The 19,920-nt window shown below is 59.9% G+C and carries 15 protein-coding genes; 14 read left to right on the top strand and 1 reads right to left on the bottom strand.

What is annotated here, in order from left to right:
- Positions 1-10: 10 nt before the first annotated feature.
- Positions 11-2,656, bottom strand: coding sequence for a pyruvate dehydrogenase (acetyl-transferring), homodimeric type (aceE, locus tag QFX16_RS02305; protein ID WP_283182672.1), 2,646 nt, complete (start codon positions 2,654-2,656; stop codon positions 11-13).
- 383 nt (positions 2,657-3,039) lie between these two features.
- On the opposite strand from aceE, the gene glnE reads away from it, so the two are divergent.
- The 14 genes from glnE to QFX16_RS02375 all read left to right on the top strand — a co-directional run bounded on the left by glnE (position 3,040) and on the right by QFX16_RS02375 (position 19,825).
- On the top strand, positions 3,040-5,979 hold the full coding sequence (gene glnE, locus QFX16_RS02310) for a bifunctional [glutamate--ammonia ligase]-adenylyl-L-tyrosine phosphorylase/[glutamate--ammonia-ligase] adenylyltransferase (protein WP_283182673.1): 2,940 nt from the start codon (positions 3,040-3,042) through the stop codon (positions 5,977-5,979).
- A 51-nt stretch (positions 5,980-6,030) separates the two neighbouring features.
- Positions 6,031-7,065 (top strand): lipopolysaccharide heptosyltransferase II, encoded by a 1,035-nt coding sequence (gene waaF, locus QFX16_RS02315; protein ID WP_283182674.1) that lies wholly within the window; start codon positions 6,031-6,033, stop codon positions 7,063-7,065.
- 1 nt (position 7,066) lies between these two features.
- Positions 7,067-8,128 (top strand): lipopolysaccharide heptosyltransferase RfaC, encoded by a 1,062-nt coding sequence (gene rfaC / locus QFX16_RS02320; protein WP_283182675.1) that lies wholly within the window; start codon positions 7,067-7,069, stop codon positions 8,126-8,128.
- Positions 8,128-9,249, top strand: a complete 1,122-nt coding sequence (locus tag QFX16_RS02325; RefSeq protein ID WP_283182676.1) for a glycosyltransferase family 4 protein — start codon at positions 8,128-8,130, stop codon at positions 9,247-9,249. Before rfaC ends, QFX16_RS02325 begins: the two co-directional genes overlap by 1 nt.
- Positions 9,249-10,055 carry a lipopolysaccharide core heptose(I) kinase RfaP gene (gene rfaP / locus QFX16_RS02330; RefSeq protein WP_283182677.1) on the top strand — a complete coding sequence of 269 codons (807 nt, stop codon included), beginning with the start codon at positions 9,249-9,251 and terminating at the stop codon, positions 10,053-10,055. The genes QFX16_RS02325 and rfaP overlap by 1 nt, the downstream gene beginning before the upstream one ends.
- Positions 10,055-10,789, top strand: a complete 735-nt coding sequence (locus tag QFX16_RS02335) for a lipopolysaccharide kinase InaA family protein (protein WP_283182678.1) — start codon at positions 10,055-10,057, stop codon at positions 10,787-10,789. Before rfaP ends, QFX16_RS02335 begins: the two co-directional genes overlap by 1 nt.
- Positions 10,786-11,538: a lipopolysaccharide kinase InaA family protein gene (locus QFX16_RS02340; protein WP_283182679.1), complete on the top strand. Its 753-nt coding sequence runs from the start codon at positions 10,786-10,788 to the stop codon at positions 11,536-11,538. The genes QFX16_RS02335 and QFX16_RS02340 overlap by 4 nt, the downstream gene beginning before the upstream one ends.
- Entirely contained in the window at positions 11,538-12,989 is a 1,452-nt protein-coding gene (locus QFX16_RS02345; protein ID WP_283182680.1) for a lipopolysaccharide kinase InaA family protein, read from the top strand. The genes QFX16_RS02340 and QFX16_RS02345 overlap by 1 nt, the downstream gene beginning before the upstream one ends.
- Before the next feature lie 167 nt (positions 12,990-13,156).
- The gene (locus tag QFX16_RS02350; RefSeq protein ID WP_283184507.1) at positions 13,157-13,489 is read left to right on the top strand and encodes a YceK/YidQ family lipoprotein; all 333 of its coding nucleotides are present in this window, start codon (positions 13,157-13,159) and stop codon (positions 13,487-13,489) included.
- Between the two features lie 176 nt (positions 13,490-13,665).
- Positions 13,666-15,423 (top strand): carbamoyltransferase family protein, encoded by a 1,758-nt coding sequence (locus tag QFX16_RS02355; RefSeq protein WP_008146248.1) that lies wholly within the window; start codon positions 13,666-13,668, stop codon positions 15,421-15,423.
- On the top strand, positions 15,407-16,537 hold the full coding sequence (locus tag QFX16_RS02360; protein WP_283182681.1) for a glycosyltransferase: 1,131 nt from the start codon (positions 15,407-15,409) through the stop codon (positions 16,535-16,537). The genes QFX16_RS02355 and QFX16_RS02360 overlap by 17 nt, the downstream gene beginning before the upstream one ends.
- Positions 16,537-17,433, top strand: coding sequence for an antimicrobial resistance protein Mig-14 (locus tag QFX16_RS02365; protein ID WP_046045681.1), 897 nt, complete (start codon positions 16,537-16,539; stop codon positions 17,431-17,433). Before QFX16_RS02360 ends, QFX16_RS02365 begins: the two co-directional genes overlap by 1 nt.
- Positions 17,434-17,441: 8 nt before the next feature.
- On the top strand, positions 17,442-18,872 hold the full coding sequence (locus QFX16_RS02370) for a PIG-L deacetylase family protein (RefSeq protein WP_283182682.1): 1,431 nt from the start codon (positions 17,442-17,444) through the stop codon (positions 18,870-18,872).
- The gene (locus QFX16_RS02375) at positions 18,869-19,825 is read left to right on the top strand and encodes a glycosyltransferase family protein (protein WP_283182683.1); all 957 of its coding nucleotides are present in this window, start codon (positions 18,869-18,871) and stop codon (positions 19,823-19,825) included. Before QFX16_RS02370 ends, QFX16_RS02375 begins: the two co-directional genes overlap by 4 nt.
- The last annotated feature ends 95 nt before the right edge of the window (positions 19,826-19,920 follow it).

Consider the following 19,920-nt stretch of genomic DNA (forward strand, 5'->3'; position numbering starts at 1 on the left):
GAGTGTCTCCTCAGCAGTCCAGTGGGTTGCGTTTTTCCGGGTTGATCCCGAACTTGGCGATGGCTTCAGCCACCACCTTAGGTTCGATATCACCACGGTCAGCCAAGGCTTCCAGGGCTGCCAACACCACGAAATGACGGTCGACTTCGAAGAAGTGACGCAGCTTCTTACGGCTGTCACTGCGGCCGAAACCATCGGTGCCCAGGACTTTGAATTCCTTGGACGGGACCCACTGACGAATTTGCTCAGCGAACAGCTTCATGTAGTCGGTAGACGCGATGACCGGACCTTGACGGCCGTTCAGGCACTCTTCGACATAGCTCAGTTTAGGCTTCTGGCCCGGGTGCAGACGGTTGCTGCGCTCGACGGCCAGGCCATCGCGCCGCAGTTCGTTGAAGCTGGTAACGCTCCACACGTCAGCGCCGACGTTGAACTGTTCACGCAGGATTTTCGCCGCTTCGCGAACTTCGCGCAGGATGGTGCCGGAGCCCATCAGCTGAACGTGGTGCGCCGCTTCGCGGGTGTCTTCCTCGAGCAGGTACATGCCCTTGACGATGCCTTCCTCGACACCGGCCGGCATGGCTGGCTGCTGGTAGGACTCGTTCATCACGGTGATGTAGTAGAAGATGTCCTGCTGCTCTTCGGTCATCTTCTTCATGCCGTCCTGGATGATCACCGCCAGCTCGTAGCCGTAGGTTGGATCAAAGGTGCGGCAGTTCGGGATGGTGCCAGCCAGGATGTGGCTGTGACCGTCTTCGTGTTGCAGGCCTTCGCCGTTCAGCGTGGTCCGGCCGGCGGTGCCACCGATCAGGAAGCCACGGGTACGGCTGTCGCCTGCGGCCCAGGCGAGGTCGCCGATACGCTGGAAGCCGAACATCGAGTAGAAGATGTAGAACGGCAGCATTGGCTGGTTGTGGCTGGAGTACGAAGTACCGGCAGCGATGAAGGAGCTCATGGCGCCCGCTTCGTTGATGCCTTCTTCGAGGATCTGGCCCTTCTTGTCTTCGCGGTAGAACATCACCTGGTCTTTATCGACTGGCTCGTAGAGCTGGCCGACGGACGAGTAGATGCCCAACTGGCGGAACATGCCTTCCATACCGAAGGTACGGGCTTCGTCCGGGATGATCGGGACGATGCGCGGACCGATTTCCTTGTCCTTGACCAGTTGCGCGAGGATCCGCACGAACGCCATGGTGGTGGAAATTTCACGGTCGCCCGAACCATCAAGAATGGCCTTGAGGGTGTCCAGCGATGGGGTCGGAATGCTGAAGCTCTGCGCGCGACGCTGTGGTACGAAACCGCCCAATGCAGTACGGCGCTCGCTCAGATAACGGGCTTCGGCGCTGTTGGGTTCTGGCTTGAAGAACGGCAGGCTTTCCAGCTCGGAGTCTTTAACCGGAATGTCGAAACGATCGCGGAACAGCTTCAGGCTTTCAACATCCACTTTCTTGGTGTTGTGCGCAGTGTTCTTCGCTTCGCCGGCACCGGTGCCATAACCTTTGATGGTCTTGGCCAGGATGACGGTCGGTTGTTCTTTGTGGTTGACCGCTTCGTGGTACGCCGCGTAGACCTTGTACGGGTCGTGACCGCCACGGTTGAGTTTCCAGATCTCGTCGTCGGACAAGTCTTCAACCATCGCCTTGAGTTCTGGCGAGTTGAAGAAGTGTTCACGAACGAACGCGCCGTCTTTGGCTTTGTAGTTCTGGTACTCGCCGTCGATGACTTCGTCCATGCGGCGTTGCAGGATACCGTCGACGTCTTTGGCCAACAGTGGGTCCCAGAAACGGCCCCAGATGACTTTGGTCACGTTCCACTGAGCACCGCGGAACACGCCTTCGAGTTCCTGAATGATCTTGCCGTTGCCGCGAACCGGGCCATCAAGGCGCTGCAGGTTGCAGTTAATAACGAAGATCAGGTTGTCGAGCTTCTCGCGGCCAGCCAGCGAGATCGCGCCCAGGGATTCCGGCTCGTCGCACTCGCCGTCGCCCAGGAAGCACCAGACTTTTTGCTTGCCTTCAGGGATAAAACCACGGGCTTCCAGGTACTTCATGAAGCGTGCCTGGTAGATCGCCTGGATCGGGCCCAGACCCATGGATACGGTCGGGAACTGCCAGAAATCAGGCATCAGCCAAGGGTGCGGGTAGGACGACAGGCCCTGACCGTCGACTTCCTGGCGGAAGTTGTTCATCTGGTCTTCGGTGATGCGGCCTTCCATGAACGCACGGGCGTAAACGCCTGGCGAGGTGTGACCCTGGAAGTAGATCAGGTCGCCGCCGTGTTCGTCGGTCGGGGCCTGGAAGAAATAGTTGAAGCCGATGTCGTACAGGGTTGCGCTGGAGGCGAAGCTGGAGATGTGACCGCCCAGGTCAGAATCTTTCAGGTTCGTACGCATCACCATGGCCATCGCGTTCCAGCGTACCAACGAGCGAATGCGGCGTTCCATGAACAGGTCGCCAGGCATGCGTGCTTCGTGGGTAACGGGAATGGTGTTGCGGTATGGCGTGGTGATGGCGTAAGGCAATTGCGAACCGCTACGGGTTGCGAGTTCGCCCATACGGGTCATCAGATAGTGAGCGCGGTCTTCGCCTTCTTTGTCGAGAACCGATTCCAGGGCGTCCAGCCATTCCTGGGTTTCGACGGGATCGAGGTCTTGCATGGCTTGCTCCAGGGCGGAAAGGCTTCCAGAATCGGTTGCCTGAGTTTGCGACTGGCCTTGTGGGCAGACGATATAAATTCTTGGATTGCCGAGAGGTTGTTCCGGCGGCGTGTAGTTTTACTACAAATCATCGGGCATTTCAGCCTTTCGAATGTATATACGAGTAGTAAAACTACAGATGAGCGGCTTGTGGCCTCCAGCTGCGTTGTGAGAATAATCGTTAAGGTTGGTCTTTTGCCAACCAGAAAAGGTGAAAGCTTGATGCTGTCTGCCAAAAATAAAGAAATTTCAGCTATTTCTAACCTTTGTTCGACAGTCGATCAGGTAGTGCATTCTCGCGAATCACTACATGCAGCCCTCTACACGCCGATCAAGGATAGACCATGAGCCTCCCTTCGCTTGCCGAACTGCCTGGCATCCTCCTGCCGTTTGTCACCCGCGCCGAGCAGTCGTTCCGTACGGCCGTCGCGGTGCTTCCCGACGATCATGACCTGGCCGGCTGGACGCCTGAACGCTGGGCACAATTTGCCCGCGTCACCGCTGCCAGCGACTTCGTGATTGAACAAAGTGTCCGTGACCCACTGATGTTGCTGGAGCTGGTGCAGTCCGGTGAGCTGGACCGAAGTTTTGCGCCCGGCGAGCTGTGCGCACAGATGGCGGCAGCGGTGAATGCAGCAGAAACCGACGATGGGCTCGGTCGCGCCCTGCGTCGTCAACGTACCCGTCATCAAGTGCGGATCATCTGGCGCGACCTGACGCGTCAGTGTGATCTGATCCAGACCTGCCGCGACCTCTCGGACATGGCCGATGCCAGCATCGATCAGGCCTATCAGTGGTTGTACTCGCGGCACTGCCAGCAGTTCGGCGTGCCGACCGGCCGGCGCAGCGGCGAGCCGCAGCAAATGGTCATTCTCGGCATGGGCAAGCTCGGCGCGGTGGAACTCAACCTGTCGTCGGACATCGACCTGATCTTCGCCTATCCCGAGGGCGGCGAAACCGTCGGCGTCAAACGCTCGCTGGATAACCAGGAGTTCTTCATTCGTCTCGGCCAGCGCCTGATCAAGGCCCTGGACCCGATGACCGTCGACGGTTTTGTATTCCGCGTCGACATGCGCCTGCGGCCTTACGGTTCGGCCGGCGCATTGGTGCTGAGCTTCAACGCGCTGGAGCAGTATTACCAGGATCAGGGCCGCGACTGGGAACGCTACGCGATGATCAAGTCGCGGGTGGTGGCCGGCGATCAAGTGGCCGGTGCGCAATTGCAAGACATGCTGCGGCCGTTCGTTTACCGGCGTTACCTCGACTTCTCGGCGATCGAAGCGCTGCGGACCATGAAGCAGCTGATTCAGCAGGAAGTCCGGCGCAAGGGCATGGCCGACAACATCAAACTCGGCTCCGGTGGCATTCGTGAAGTCGAATTTATCGCCCAGGCATTCCAGCTGATCCACGGTGGCCGCGACCTGAGCTTGCAGCAACGTCCTCTATTAAAAGTACTGAGCACCTTGGAAGGTCAGGGTTACCTGCCACCGGCGGTGATCAGCGAACTGCGCGAAGGCTACGAATTCTTGCGGTACACCGAGCACGCGATCCAGGCGATCGCCGATCGCCAGACCCAGATGTTGCCGGACGGCGCTCAGGATCAGGCGCGCATCGCCTTTATGTTGGGCTTCGCCGATTGGGCGGCTTTCCACGAACAACTTATGTATTGGCGAGGTCGCGTGGCCTGGCACTTCGGGCAGGTGATTGCCGACCCCGACGAAGAGGAAGGCACCGAAAGCGAAGTGGTGGTCGGCGGCGAATGGCTGCCGTTGTGGGAAGAGGCTCAGGATGAAGAGGCCGCTTGCCGCCAGTTGGAAGAGGGCGGCTTCGCCGATGCCACCAAAGCCCTGAAAGCGTTGGCCGGTTTGCGCAGCAGCCCGCAGTTGCGGGCGATGCAACGCTTGGGGCGCGAACGCCTCGATGCCTTTATTCCGCGGCTGCTGGCTCAGGCCGTAGAGCACGCCAATCCGGATCTGGTGCTGGAAAGGGTATTGCCACTGGTGGAAGCCGTGGCCCGTCGTTCCGCGTATCTGGTGTTGCTGACCGAGAATCCCGGCGCGCTGCGACGTTTGTTGACCTTGTGCGCCGCGAGTCCGTGGATCGCCGAACAGATCACCCGCTTCCCGCTGCTGCTCGACGAATTGCTCAACGAAGGTCGGCTGTTCAAGCCGCCGCTGGCGCCGGAACTGACCGCCGAGTTGCGCGAGCGTTTGACGCGGATTCCTGAAGACGATCTCGAGCAACAGATGGAAGCGCTGAGACATTTCAAACTGGCGCACCGTTTGCGGGTCGCCGCTTCGGAAATCGCCGGCAGCTTGCCGTTGATGAAGGTCAGTGATTATCTGACTTGGCTCGCCGAAGCGATCCTGGAACAAGTGCTGGCCCTGGCCTGGCGCCAGACCGTGGCCAAATACGGTACGCCGCTGCGTACCGACGGCACCTTGTGTGATCCTGGCTTCATCATTGTCGGTTACGGGAAAGTCGGCGGTCTGGAACTGGGGCATGGTTCGGACCTGGACCTGGTGTTCATCCACGATGGCGACCCGCAGGCGGAAACCGACGGGCCGAAGCCTATCGACGGCGCGCAATTCTTTACTCGGCTGGGCCAGCGGATCATTCACTTGCTCACGGCCCAGACCAACTCTGGTCAGCTGTATGAAGTGGACATGCGTCTGCGGCCGTCCGGCGCGTCGGGGTTGCTGGTGAGTTCGCTCGGTGCGTTTGCCCGGTATCAGGAAAATGAAGCCTGGACCTGGGAACATCAGGCGCTGGTGCGGGCGCGGGTGCTGGTGGGCAGTCCGGACGTCGGCCAAGCGTTCGAGAAAGTCCGCGCGGCGGTATTGGGCAAGCCGCGGGACCTGGCGACCTTGCGCCAGGAGGTCAGCGAGATGCGCGCCAAAATGCGCGATAACCTTGGCAGCAAGAGCACCGCGGCGGGCACCGGAGCAAATGCCTTCGAGGCCACGGCGCCGTTCGATCTCAAGCAGGACGCCGGAGGTATCGTCGATATTGAATTTATGGTGCAATACGCGGCCCTGGCGTGGTCCGAATCGCACCCGCCATTGCTGCGCTGGACTGACAATATCCGCATTCTGGAAGGGCTGGAGGAGGAAGGGCTGATACCCGTCGAAGACGCCAGCCTGTTACGCGAGGCCTATAAAGCCTACCGTTCAGCCGCTCACCGGCAGGCCTTGCAGAAGGACGCCGGGGTGATACCGGGCGACCAGTTCGTGGACGAACGGCGGCAGGTAGTGCGGATCTGGCGCGAGCTGGGGCTAAGCTGATTCTCGAGACGGGGAGGCATAAAGCCTCCCCGGCTCGTTTATGGAAACCACATGAAAATTCTGATCGTTGGGCCCAGTTGGGTCGGTGACATGGTGATGGCGCAGACACTGTTTCAGTGTCTCAAGCAGCGCCACCCGCAATGCGAAATCGACGTGCTGGCCCCCGAGTGGAGCCGGCCGATTCTTGAACGCATGCCCGAAGTACGCCAGGCCTTGAGCTTTCCGCTCGGTCACGGTGCTTTGGAGCTGGCGACGCGTCGGCGCATCGGCAAATCCCTGGCCGGCCAGTACGACCAGGCGATCCTGCTGCCCAATTCTCTGAAGTCGGCATTGGTGCCGTTCTTCGCCGGCATCCCGAAACGCACCGGCTGGCGTGGCGAATTCCGCTACGGCCTGCTCAATGACGTGCGCACGCTGGATAAAGAACGTTACCCGCTGATGATCGAACGCTTCATGGCCCTGGCTTACGAGCCCGGTGCCGAGCTGCCGACACCTTATCCACGGCCGAGCTTGCAGATTGACCCGGTCACTCGCGAAGCGGCAATGGCCAAGTTCGACCTGGCCCTCGACCGCCCGGTGTTGGCGCTGTGCCCCGGCGCCGAATTCGGCGAGTCCAAGCGCTGGCCGTCCGAGCACTATGCCAAGGTTGCCGAAGCGAAGATCCGCGAAGGCTGGCAAGTCTGGCTGTTCGGTTCGAAAAACGATCACGCTGTCGGCGAAGACATCCGTTCGCGGCTGATTCCCGGTCTGCGTGAAGAGTCGGTGAACCTCAGTGGCGGCACCTCCCTGGCCGAAGCCATCGACCTGATGTCTTGCGCCGACGCAGTGGTGTCCAACGACTCCGGCCTGATGCACGTCGCCGCTGCGCTGAATCGCCCGTTGGTGGCAGTCTACGGCTCGACGTCACCGGGTTTCACGCCGCCACTGGCCGAGCACGTCGAGATCGTGCGCCTGGGCATCGAATGCAGTCCGTGCTTCGATCGCAAGTGTCGCTTTGGTCATTACAACTGCCTGCGCCAGCTCATGCCGCAAGCGGTGAACGAAGCCTTGCAGCGTTTGCAGGGCACTGTGGTCGAGGTCAAATAGTTTGCGGGTACTGCTGATCAAGACTTCTTCGCTGGGCGACGTGATTCACGCGTTGCCGGCGCTGACCGACGCGGCACGGGCGATCCCCGGCATCCAGTTCGATTGGGTGGTGGAAGAAAGCTTCGCCGAAATCCCGACCTGGCACCCGGCCGTGGGCAAGGTTATTCCGGTGGCGATCCGTCGCTGGCGCAAAAACATCTGGCAGACCATCAAGAGTGGCGAGTGGAAGCGCTTCAAGCAAAGCGTTCGCGCCAACAAATACGACTTGGTGATCGATGCCCAGGGCCTGCTGAAAAGTGCGTTGCTGACCCGATACGCCAAAGCCCCGGTGGCCGGGCTGGATAAAAACTCGGCTCGTGAGCCGATTGCCGCACACTTCTATTCGCGGCGTCTGGCCGTGGCCCGTGGGCAACACGCGGTGGAGCGAGTGCGCCAGCTGTTCGCCGTGGCCCTGGGTTACGACCTGCCCAAAGGCTTGGGCGATTACGGCCTGAACGTCGAGCGACTGGTGGAATTGCCGCGCAAGAATTCTTACGTGGTGTTCCTGCACGGCACCACATGGGACACCAAGCACTGGCCTGAAGCCTACTGGCGCGAGTTGGCCGAGCGCGTCGGCTATCTCGGTGTCGCGGTGAAGCTGCCGTGGGGTAATCCGATCGAGAAAGCCCGGGCCGAGCGCATCGCCAAAGACATGAGGCATGTCGAAGTGCTGCCCAAGCTGAACCTGGCCGGTGTCGGCAAAGTGCTGGCCGGCGCGCAAGCCTGCGTGGCGGTGGACACCGGTCTCGGTCATCTCGCCGCTGCGCTGGACGTGCCGACGATATCGCTGTTCGGCCCGACCAACCCGGGTCTGACCGGTGCCTACGGTAAAGCGCAGATTCACATCGCCAGCGATTTCCCCTGCGCGCCGTGTATGCAAAAGAAATGTACGTATCAACCGACGGCTGAAGATGCCCGTCAGTTTGACGTTAAACGCGAGTGGCCCCTGTGCTTCACGCGTCTGAATCCCGAGCGTGTCGCGACCCGACTGAGCACGTTGTTACTGGCTGAGGAGCTGCGCTGATGCAATTGGCATTCGTCTTGTACAAGTACTTTCCATTCGGGGGCTTGCAGCGCGATTTCATGCGCATCGCCCTGGAATGTCAGCAACGCGGCCATCAGATTCGGGTCTACACGCTGATCTGGGAAGGCGATATTCCACCGGGCTTCGAAGTGTTGGTGGCACCGGTCAAGGCGTTCTTCAATCATCGACGCAACGAGAAGCTCAGCGAATGGATGGTGGCGGATCTGGCCAAGCGTCCAGTGGACCGTTTGATCGGCTTCAACAAAATGCCGGGGCTGGACGTCTACTACGCCGCCGACGGCTGCTTCGAAGACAAGGCGCAAAACCTGCGTAACTCGCTGTACCGTCGTTGGGGCCGCTACCGGCACTTCGCCGAGTACGAGCGCGCCGTGTTCGCCAAGGATGCCAAGACCGAAGTGCTGATGATTTCCGAAGTCCAGCAGCCGCTGTTCATCAAGCATTACGACACGCCGCTTGAGCGCTTCCATCTGCTGCCGCCGGGCATCTCTCAGGACCGTCGTGCGCCGGCCAATGCCGCCGAGATTCGTACCGAATTTCGTCGCGAATTCAACCTGAAAGACGATGACCTGCTGCTGGTGCAAATCGGCTCCGGGTTCAAGACCAAAGGCGTGGATCGCAGCCTCAAGGCGCTGGCCGCATTGCCCGCTGATCTGAAGAAACGCACCCGACTGTTTGTAATTGGCCAGGACGACCCCAAATTATTCCAGATGCAGAGCGCCACACTGGGGCTCGGCGATAACGTGACGTTCCTCAAGGGCCGCAGCGACATCCCGCGTTTTCTGCTCGGCGCCGATCTGTTGATTCACCCGGCGTACAACGAAAACACCGGGACTGTGTTGCTCGAAGCCCTGGTGGCGGGGTTGCCGGTGCTGGTGAGCGCGGTGTGTGGTTACGCCCATTACATCGCCGAGGCCGACGCCGGTCTGGTGCTGGATGAACCTTTCGATCAGGCGCAACTGGCTCAGTACCTGACCGGTATGTTGAACGACGCTCAAGCACGGGCGGCCTGGAGCCGCAACGGTCTGGCCTTCGCCGAGACGGCCGACCTCTACAGCATGCCGCAGCACGCGGCCGATGTGATTCTGGCGGAGCACGCTTAATGAAGTTGATGCTGGCTGAACCGTTCAAGAGCCTCTGGGCCGGACGTGACCCGTTTGCCGAAGTCGAGGGTCTCCAGGGCGAGGTATACCGCGAGCTTGAAGCGCGCCGGACCCTGCGTACCGAAGTCAATGGCAGTGGCTTTTTCGTGAAGATCCACCGTGGCATTGGCTGGGGCGAGATCTTCAAGAACCTGCTCACTGCCAAGTTGCCGGTGCTCGGTGCTGGCCAGGAATGGAAGGCCATCCAGCGCCTGCAAGAAGTCGGCGTGCCGACCATGACCGCCGTGGCTTACGGCGAGAAGGGCAGCAACCCGGCGGACCAGCATTCGTTCATCGTCACCGAAGAGCTGGCGCCCACTGTCAGCCTCGAAGACTTCAGCATCGACTGGGTCAAGCACCCGCCCGAGCCAAAACTCAAGCGCGCGCTGATCGCCGAGGTCGCGCGCATGACCGGCATGATGCACCGCGCCGGCGTCAACCATCGCGACTGCTACATCTGCCACTTTCTGCTGCACACCGACAAACCGGTGACGGCGGACGATTTCAAGCTCTCGGTGATCGACCTGCACCGTGCCCAGACCCGTCCGACGATTACTCAGCGCTGGCGCAACAAGGACCTGGCGGCGCTGTATTTTTCGGCACTGGACATTGGCCTGACTCGTCGCGACAAGTTGCGTTTCCTCAAGGGCTATTTCCAGCGGCCCCTGCGCCAGATCCTGGGCGAGGAAGCCGGGTTGCTCACCTGGCTCGAAGGCAAGGCCAACAAACTCTACGACCGTAAACAGCGATACGGGGATGCGCTCTGATGGCGGGTTGGACACTGGAGCCTGCGTACAGCGATCTGGCAGAAGATTTCGGCAGCCTTGATGCTGTGTTTTCGCTTCAGGGCGAGCGCTTGACCCGCGACCCGTTGTCCGAGGTCATTCGCGTCCAGCGCAATGGCGTCAACTATTACGTCAAACGCTACGTGGGTGCCGGCAAAGGTCTGCGTCGCTACCTGGGTAAACCCCGGGTGAAGGCCGAGTGGCAGAACCTCAAACGCTTCGCCAAGTGGGGCATTCCTACCGCTGAAGTGGTGGCCTGGGGCCTGGAGCGTCGCGGTGCGGCGTACGATCGCGGTGCAATGATTACCCGTGAACTGCCCAATACCGAAGATTTGTCGGCCCTGGCCGAGCGGCATGATCCGAAACTGGCGGACCGCGCCTGGGTCGACAACGTCAGCCGGCAGCTGGCGGGTTATACCCGGACCATGCACGACCACCGCTTCACCCATAACGATTTGAAGTGGCGCAACCTGCTGATCGACAATGAGCCCCGGTTGTTTTTGATCGACTGCCCCAATGGCGATTTCTGGCGCGGCTTCTGGCTCAAGTACCGGATCACCAAGGACCTGGCGTGCCTGGACAAAGTCGCCAAGTATCACTTGTCGGCTACCCAGCGCCTGCGCTTTTACCTGCAATACCGCCAGTGTGATCGGCTGAATGCCGCTGATAAAAAACGGATCCGGCACGTGGTGAGATTTTTCGAGGGACGCGAATGACTGATTTTCTGGCTGCTGAAGATCGTGCGCTGCTTGAGCGTCACGGCCTTAGCACCTTCGACGCACTCTGGGCCAAGCAGCTCGACGCTGTGGACGAGCCCAATACCGCTCGCGGTGGCTGGAGCAGCGTGTTTCGGCTGGATCTGGAAGGTCATGGCTACTACCTCAAACGCCAGAGCAACTACCAGATGCGTACCTTGCATGCGCCCTTTGGCGAGCCGAGCTTTGCCCGTGAATTTCGCAATATCAGTCGCTATGAAAAGTTCGGTATTCCGGCGTTGAAAGCGGCGTTTTTCGGTGAGCGCAAAGTCGACGGCGAAGTCCGGGCGATTCTGCTGACCCGCGCCCTGGACGGTTGGGATGACCTGGATTCGCTGTTGCAGCACTGGTCGGACCTGAGTTCGGCGCAGCATTCGGCCATTCTGCAGGCCTGTGGGCTATTGGCTCGGCGTCTGCACGGCGCGCGTCAGGTTCACGGTTGCTTCTACCCCAAGCACATTTTTCTCCAGGCCACGGGCGACGGTTACCTGGCCCAGCTGATCGACCTGGAAAAGACTCGGCCGTTGCTGTTTGGTCTGCGTGATCGGGCCAAAGACCTGGAGCCGTTGCTGCGTCGGGCGCCTGAATGGAGCGAAGCGCAGTTGCGCGAGCTGTTGGCTGCCTATCTGGATCAATCGCAAAACAGTTCGCTGATCGACAGCTGGCTTGCGCGTCTGACCGCGCGGCGCACTCATAAGGAGACGCGCTGATGCGTTTGTCTGAGCTGAAAAACGCTGGCCGCAGCCCAAGCCTGCCGCTGAACATTTCCCTGGCCGATGCCGCCGGCCCTGCCGAGCTGCAATTGCTGAGTCTGTTGCGGGTGTTGCCCGGTCAGCGTTACGTTGGTGCCGGCGTCTGGCGTGGCCGGCCGGTGCTGGCCAAGTTGCTGGTCGGCAGCAAAGCGGCGCGGCATTTTCAGCGGGAACGCAACGGTGTGCATTTGCTCGCCGCACAGGGCCTGACCACGCCGCAACTGTTGGCCGACGGCCTGAAGGACGGCGAGGGCGGCTGGCTGCTGTTCGAGTTCATCGAGGGCGCCGAAAGCCTCGGTGAAACCTGGAAACAGGTCGAGCATTTGCCGGTGCTGGCGGATATGCAAGGGGCTGTGCTGGCCGAGGCGTTGGGCGCTATCGGCCAAATGCATCGTAAGGGGCTTTGGCAGGAAGACCTGCACCTGGACAACCTCTTGCGCCAGCGCGGCCGGTTGTATTTGATCGATGGCGGCGGCGTCTGCTCCGAAACCCCTGGCCAGCCGCTCTCGCGGCAGAAAGTCCTGGAAAACCTCGGGGTGTTTTTTGCCCAGTTGCCCAAGACGCTGGAACCCTACACCGAAGAATTGCTGGTGTATTACCTGCTGAGCAACGGCGAGCATGCCTTGCCGATGGAAGCGTTGCAGAAGCAGATCAGCAAGGTGCGCAGCTGGCGCCTGAAGGACTTCCTGATCAAGGTCGGCCGCGAATGCACGCTGTTCAGTGTCCAGCGCGGAGCGTTCGGCTTACGGGCGATTCGCCGCGAGGAAGAGGCGACGATGCTGCCGGTGCTGGCGCAGGCCGATGCGTTGCTCGATCAGGGCCATCTGTACAAGACTGGCGGCGCGGCGAGCGTCGGCAAGGTCGAGGTGGCTGGTCGTACGCTGGTGATCAAGCGCTACAACATCAAAGGTTTTGCCCACTGGCTCAAACGCTTCTGGCGCCCGAGCCGTGCCTGGCACTCCTGGCATGAAGGCAATCGCCTGGCGTTTCTCGGCATCGCCACGCCCAAACCGTTGGCGTTGCTGGAGAAGCGTTTTCTCTGGTTGCGCAGTCGGGCTTATCTGGTGACCGAGTATTTACCGGGACCGGACATCATCGAGCGGTTTGCGCCTTATGTTGAAAGCGGTGAGGCACCGGAAGCCGAATTGCTGGCGCTGGATCATTTGTTTGCCGAGCTGATTGGCGAGCGGATCAGTCACGGGGATTTCAAGGGGCATAACCTGTTCTGGCAGCATGATCGCTGGGCGCTGATTGATCTGGATTCGATGTGTCAGCATGCCTCGCTCAGCAGCTTCGCCGCGGCCTATGCGCGGGATCGGGCAAGGTTCATGCGTAACTGGCCTGAGAGCAGTGCGCTGTATCGGCTCATTGATCAGCGTCTTCCCAAAGATGCCGACAGCGCCGCGTAAGTCGGAGCTTGCCCACAACCCTGTAGTACCGAGCCCGCCTTGTGCGGGCTTTTCGATGTCATGGGAGACAGGTTTTTATGAATCGTCCTACATGATCTACAGAGCCCATGAACTGTGCCCTGAATAGCCGCGATGCTAGTTTGCCTGACGTTCACGGAGGGCAGATTTTGACGATAAAAATGACGGTGTTACTGAGCACTTTTGCACTGGTTTTATCAGGCTGTGGGACCGCTGTTACGGTGCTGCAGGATGACGAAGACGCGGCTCGTAGCCTTAGAAAGCAAAAGACCTATTGTCAGTCCATCCCACGTATCTACAGTGGTCTGGCGTTCGACTTTTGCGTATTGAATGCAGCGCCTGATCCCACGGGTATTCTTTTGCCGTTCGTATTGGTGGATTTCACCCTGTCGGGTGTTTTCGACACCGTCCTCCTGCCCTATACGGTTTACCGGCAGGCTACTGACGGCAATATCAGTATTTACTGGAGAGCAGGCCGCTGATGAGCAATGCCGCCTGCTTTCGCCCGGGTCATATTTACAGGGGTAATAAGCGCTGGGTCATTCCCGCCATGTTTACGCTATAATCCCGCCCTTTAGCTGCCACTCGCCCTTTGCGAGGGCACATTAATCTTTGAGGCGCCTTGCGCCTGCATGCAGACTAAAGAGGCTAGACCCCTGTGGCATTGACGATTCTTGGCCTGTCCGGCGCCCTTAGCCATGATCCTTCCGCAGCTTTGTACATCGACGGCAAGCTGGTCGCGGCGGCTGAGGAAGAGCGCTTTGTGCGCGATAAACATGCAAAGAACCGCATGCCTTACGAGTCGGCGAAGTTCTGCCTCGAGCAGGCCGGCATCAAGCCATCCGACGTTGATGTGGTAGCGATTCCGTTCGCGCCGATCAGCCTGTTCGGCAAGGCTCGCTGGCATTACGCCAAGCGTTACTGGTACGCCCCGGACCGTGCGCTCGACGCGATCCTGATGGGTAACCGTCGCTACAAGCGCTATCGCAACAAGATTGTCTGGTGCCTCGAGCAATTGGGTTTCGATCCGAAGAAAATCAAGATCGAGCCGGTCGAGCATCACCTGGCCCACGCCTCCAGCGCTTATCATTGCTCCGGTTTCAAAGAGAAAACCGCGATCCTCGGGATCGACGGCAAGGGTGAGTACGCCACGACCTTTTTCGGTTACGGCGAAAACGGCAAGATCCACAAGATCAAGGAATTCTTTGATCCAGACTCTCTCGGCGGCCTTTACGGCGCGATCACCGAGTTCCTCGGTTTCGAGATGCTCGACGGTGAGTTCAAGGTCATGGGCATGGCGCCGTACGGCGATGCCAGCAAATACGATTTCTCGCGCCTGGCTTCGTTCGAGAACGGCGAGCTGGTAATCAACACCGACTACGCCAACGTCATCGGCCTGCGTCGTTATAAAGAGAAGGGCAAAGGTTTCTACTTCTCGCCGAAGCTGATCGAGTGGCTGGGTCCGAAGCGCGAAGGCGACATCGCCGACGAGCCGTACATCCATTACGCCGCGAGCATGCAAGCGCTGTTCGAAAAGATCTCGCTGCAGATGATCGACCATTACCTGGGTGACGTGCTCAAGGAAACCGGCAAGCTGGCCTTCGCCGGTGGCTGTGCGTTGAACGTCAAGCTGAACCAGAAAATCATCGCCCGCGATGACGTTAAAGAACTGTTCGTGCAGCCTGCGTCCGGCGATGCCGGCACCGCGGTTGGCGCGGCGGCCTATGTGTCCCACGCCCGTGGTGTGCCGGTCGAGAAGATGGAACACGTCTACCTCGGTCCGTCGTACACCAACGAAGACGTCCTCGCCGCATGTGCCCGTCACCCGAGCAAGCCGGTATGGCGCAAGCTTGAGAACATGCCGGAAAACATCGCCAAGATCATGGTCGATGGCAACCCGGTGGCCTGGTTCCAGGGCCGCATGGAATTCGGTCCGCGCGCCTTGGGCGGTCGTTCGATCATCGGTTGCCCGAGTGCGACTGGCGTGGCTGACCGCATCAACCACCAGATCAAGTTCCGCGAGCGCTGGAGGCCTTTCTGCCCGTCGATGCTCGACACCGTTGCACCGCAGATGATCAAGATCGATCACCCGGCGCCGTTCATGACCTTCACCTTCGAAGTGGCGGAAGAGTGGAAGACCCGCGTGCCGGAAGTCGTCCATGAAGACGGTACGTCCCGGGCCCAGGTGCTCAAGCGCGAATACAACCCGCGCTACTACGACATGATGAAGGCGCTGGAAGTGCTGACTGGTAACGGCGTGTCGCTGAACACCTCGCTCAACCGTCGTGGCGAACCCATGATCTGTTCGCCGACGGACGCCCTGAACATGTTCTTCGGTTCCGATCTACAGTATCTGATCATGGAAGACATCCTGGTGGTCAAAGAGGGCGCGGACGCATATGACACGCTCGGCTGAACGCCATGTGCTGCAGTTCTGTCACGGCTATGACGGGCCGTTTCTGGACTGCGCCCGGCAGTACGCCAGCCTGTTCGCGGGGACCGGTTATCGAGTGACCACGGTGTTTTTGACCGGGGCTGCCGATGCTGAAGTCGCCGCGGGCTGCGCCTCTGATGAAGTGCTTTTCATGGAATACAGCTCCAAGGCCATTCGTGGCCTGAAGCTGGGCGCCATCGGCGATCTGCGTAAGATCGCCGCCTCGCGCAATTTCAGTTTTTGCATCGCTCACCGTTTCAAGCCTATTTATATCGCCCTGCTCGGCACGTCGTTGCCGGTGATTGGCGTGCATCACGCGTTTGACGATTACAAGCGCGGCACACGCAAACTCTTCGCGAGTATTTTCCGCAAGCGCCTGAGCCTGCTCGGGGTTTCCGATGCCGTGCGCGACGACATGCGCCATTGCCTGCCGAAGTGGCCGGCGGCGCGGATTCAGACGCTCTATAACCGTATCGATGTGCAGACCTTGCAGGACAGCCAGGTCTCGGTTCGCGAGGCCCGGGAATCCCTCGGCCTGGCGCCGGATGCCTGGGTTGTCGGCAATGTCGGACGGCTGCATCCGGACAAGGATCAGACCACGCTGCTGCACGGTTTTGCTGCGGCGTTGCCGGGTTTGCCGGCCAGCAGCCAGTTGGTAATGCTCGGTGCCGGTCGACTGGAACAGGACCTCAAGGCCCTGGCCCGTGAGTTGGGTATCGGCGACCGCGTGCTGTTCCTCGGTCAGGTGCCTGAAGCCCGACGTTATTTCCGTGCCTTCGATGTGTTTGCACTGAGTTCCGATCACGAACCGTTCGGCATGGTGCTGCTGGAGGCCATGGCTGCCGGTGTGCCCTTGCTCGCCACGGCGTGTGGCGGGGCGAAGGAAGTGGTCGAGGGCGTCGGTATTCTGTTCCCGCTGGGCGATGCCGAACACTTGGCTCAAGGGCTGCAACATCTGGCCGCGATGGACGAGCAGCAACGTCACCAGTGCGCCGAGCTGATGCTCGATCGCTTGCGTGAGCGCTTCTCCGACCGCGCGGTGCGCGATGCTTTCTGGCGTTTGCCGCACGTTACCGAACTGGCACCGAGGGGCTGATGCTCAACCGATTTCAAGGCTGGCGCGAACGTGGCTGGGCGGTAGTCGACGCATCGACATATGCCGATGCCTGGCAACGTTATGGCGGCAGCGTCGCCACTCATCCCATGGTGGTCGAGCGGCTGGCGCAGTTGGCCGACATTCCTGTGCGCTACCTGGCCTGGGAGCAAAACGGTGAAGTCAAAGCCGCGATCCCGACCTGGGGCCGCGACCTCGCCTTGTCCAAGGACGTGCTCAAGCGCTGCGGAAAAAAAGGTCTGTTCGACCTCGGTAATGCCGAGTTCATCCTGCCGGCCGCTGCCGATGCACAAGCGCCGCTGCGTCATCGTGGGCGCTACCTGTCGGCTCTGAATGAAGGCCGCTTCACCGGCATCAAGTTGCAGGCTGAACAGCTGGCGATGGCCCGCACTCCCGAAGAACTGTCGAAGAAGTTTCGCTACAACCAGCGCCGTGAATTGCGATTGCTGGAAGAAGCGGGCGGAGTGGTCCGGCCGGTCGCGGAGTTTTCCAGCAGTGAACTGGCGGCGATCTATTGCGACCTGTTCCAGCGTCGCTGGGGCTTCCCGGCGACGGGGGCCGAGCGCATGGCTGAGGTCATCGAGTTGCTGCGTGATTTGCTGATTGGCTCGGTGATTTTCCTCAACGATGCGCCAATAGCGATTCAACTGGTCTACCGTGTCGAGACACCGCAGTGGATCAGCGTCGAGTACATCAATGGCGGCGTCGATCCCGAAACCCGCGAATTCAGTCCGGGCAGCGTGCTGAGCTTTCTCAATACGCAAAGCGCCTGGGAGCATGCCCGGGCGTTGGACAAACCGTTGCGCTTTTCTTTCGGTCGCGCCGACCGTGAGTACAAGGATCGCTGGTGCAATCCTGTGCCGGTGTTCACCGTATGAGTCAGCCCATGAACCGCAAACAACAATTGCTCAAGCGCCATCGGCGCAACAAACGCATTGGTCTGCTCATCGCGCTGGTGCTATTGATTGCCATGGGTGTGCTGGTGACCTGGTGGCTGCCGTTGGTGCTCGCGGTTCTGGGTTGGATTGCCCACGAGGCATGGTTTGCCGACCATTTGTTTTATTCGCCCAAAGACGATTATCAGTACAGCTTTCCACCGTATACCCAGCAGCCCAAGGTTCACCTCGACGGTGAGCGTTTGCGCCTGGACGACGGCGTCATGCTGGTCGACGACGCCACCCTGGTGTTGGCGCTGCGGATAAAAAGCACTTGGCTGGGACGCTTCATCGATCCTGTGGTCGAGTTGTCGGGGGGGGATAACCCGGACCGACAAACCTTCGAACGGGGAGTGAACGGCCTGCGTTACCTGAACCTCAGTGGTCAGGCGCAGGTTCTGTCGCAAGGCGAGTTACGTCTGCGCGGGCGTTTCTGCCGATTGCTGGGGGAGCCGGTGCTCTGGGCGTTCGAGCATCCGGATTACAGCCGTCAACGGGTGATGGTGATCGCGCCCCACGCCGACGATGCCGAGTTGGCCGCATTCGGGTTGTACAGCAGCGCCAGTCAAAGCTGGATCGTCACTATGACCGCCGGTGAAATCGAGGCCGGGCACTATCAGCAGATGGGGCTCAATGGCGTCGAAGCGTCCCGGTTGAAAGGCTCGCTTCGCGCCTGGGATAGCATCAGCGTGCCGCTGTGGGGCGGCGTACCTCAGGAGCGCTGCATGCAGTTGGGGTATTTCTGCCTGCAATTGTCCGCCATGCAAAGCGCGCCGGCCGAGGCCGTGGTGTCCCGTGAGGCACAGCTTGGCGATACTCGATATTTTCGACGGTTCAATCCGTTTGCCCTGGGCAGTGACGTCGATGGCCTACCGTCCTGGAACAATCTGCTGGCCGACCTGAGTGAGTTGATCGAGCGTATCCAGCCTCAGGTCATCGTTTTGCCACATCCGCGTTTCGACCCGCACCCAGACCATCTATGCTCACAGCAAGCAGTGATGCAGGCACTGAACGCTACAGCCTGGCAGCCCGAAACCTTGTTGCATTACGCCAATCATCTACACGACAACGATCGCTGGCCAATGGGTGATGCCGGTACCGGTTTGACACTGCCGCCACAGATCAATAATCACGAACCGTTGCGTCCTTGGGCGCTTTGCCTATCGGCCGAAAAACAGTGGCACAAGGCTATGTCGTTGGGCATGATGCACGACCTTCAGCCCCGACTTCCCCTCAAGCGTCTACTTCGCCGGGCGATACAACGTTGTCTGGCGGCCCGACGCTGGCCGGCTTTCGGCGAAAACGAGTTCTTCCGTAAAGCGGTGCGACGCCACGAATTATTCTGGGTCCAAGAGCTGTCTGGAAAGAGAGAGACCAATTGAAAGTTCTGTTTCTGGTGCAGAAAGAGCAGCGAGCGATCCTCGATCGACTGTATGAGGGTATCGCCGAGCACTGCGACTGCGACAAGCGCGAGCTGACCAGCGCGGAGCAGGACGACTTGCGTGGATACTTTCGCAAGCATGTCGATGTGGCCCGCTACGACCGGATTGTTTTTTTTCTGCGTTTCAAAAAAGAAATCAGACAGGTGAGGTTCATCCAAACCCTGCCCAATCTGGTTATTCTGGAACACGATGCGTACCAGAATTACATCCCGTGCAAGTACACCGGCAAGTTCAGTGCGCATTACCGCAAGCTGCCTTGGGCGCGGGTGATCAGCTCGGGTTTCATGGTCGCAGACCGCCTGCGCGAGGAAGGTTTCGATGCGGTGTTTGTTCCCAAGGGCTACGACCAGTCGCTGCTGCAAGATCAAGGTCGTGAGCGAGATATCGAACTGGCATTTGTAGGCAGTACCAACAGCGTCGCCTATAGCGGCCGCAAAGCACTGCTCGATGAGTTGGCGCGCGTCGAACCTCTGGTGGTGACGCGTACCAAGTCGGGTGAGGAATACTGCGATACGCTTAACCGTATCCGCTACTTCGTCAGCGCCGACGTCGGTATGGGCGAATTCATGATCAAGAATTTCGAGGCCATGGCGTGTGGTTGTGTGCTGCTGGCCTATGATCAGGGTGCGGCTGAAAGCAGCGCGCTGGGTTTGCACGATATGCACAACGTTGTTTTCTATCAAAGTATCCCGCAGCTTCAGGAAAAACTCGCGAGGCTACGGGCTGACCCGGAGCTGGCGCAGCGTATCGCTCGCAATGGTCGTGAACTGGTGGTTGGCCAGTTCAGCTTTGCGCGTATCGGGAAGCGTATCGTCGAGGAACTCGAACCAGCATTGCGTCCTCACGCGCCGTTGAGTCTGCTGGAAAAAGTGCGTCTGAAGCTGGGCGTTTGACAGGGTTTCTGTGGCGCTGGAAGGAGATGTCGTTCGGCATGCCGGTTTTGGCCTCCACGTACAGGCTGTCGATTGAGCATCAGCGCAAGGCGCGC

Origin of the sequence: Pseudomonas svalbardensis (genome assembly GCF_030053115.1) — a bacterium.
In the GTDB taxonomy this organism is placed as follows: domain Bacteria; phylum Pseudomonadota; class Gammaproteobacteria; order Pseudomonadales; family Pseudomonadaceae; genus Aquipseudomonas; species Aquipseudomonas svalbardensis.

What these genes read in the sequence shown, in the direction of transcription:
- QFX16_RS02340 (WP_283182679.1), top strand. Translation starts at nt 10,786, where the DNA reads ATGACTGATTTTCTGGCTGCTGAAGATCGTGCGCTGCTTGAGCGTCAC.
- QFX16_RS02370 (WP_283182682.1), top strand. Translation starts at nt 17,442, where the DNA reads ATGAACCGCAAACAACAATTGCTCAAGCGCCATCGGCGCAACAAACGC.
- QFX16_RS02365 (WP_046045681.1), top strand. Translation starts at nt 16,537, where the DNA reads ATGCTCAACCGATTTCAAGGCTGGCGCGAACGTGGCTGGGCGGTAGTC.
- rfaP (WP_283182677.1), top strand. Translation starts at nt 9,249, where the DNA reads ATGAAGTTGATGCTGGCTGAACCGTTCAAGAGCCTCTGGGCCGGACGT.
- aceE (WP_283182672.1), bottom strand. Translation starts at nt 2,656, where the DNA reads ATGCAAGACCTCGATCCCGTCGAAACCCAGGAATGGCTGGACGCCCTG.
- waaF (WP_283182674.1), top strand. Translation starts at nt 6,031, where the DNA reads ATGAAAATTCTGATCGTTGGGCCCAGTTGGGTCGGTGACATGGTGATG.
- QFX16_RS02325 (WP_283182676.1), top strand. Translation starts at nt 8,128, where the DNA reads ATGCAATTGGCATTCGTCTTGTACAAGTACTTTCCATTCGGGGGCTTG.
- glnE (WP_283182673.1), top strand. Translation starts at nt 3,040, where the DNA reads ATGAGCCTCCCTTCGCTTGCCGAACTGCCTGGCATCCTCCTGCCGTTT.
- QFX16_RS02335 (WP_283182678.1), top strand. Translation starts at nt 10,055, where the DNA reads ATGGCGGGTTGGACACTGGAGCCTGCGTACAGCGATCTGGCAGAAGAT.
- QFX16_RS02360 (WP_283182681.1), top strand. Translation starts at nt 15,407, where the DNA reads ATGACACGCTCGGCTGAACGCCATGTGCTGCAGTTCTGTCACGGCTAT.
- QFX16_RS02345 (WP_283182680.1), top strand. Translation starts at nt 11,538, where the DNA reads ATGCGTTTGTCTGAGCTGAAAAACGCTGGCCGCAGCCCAAGCCTGCCG.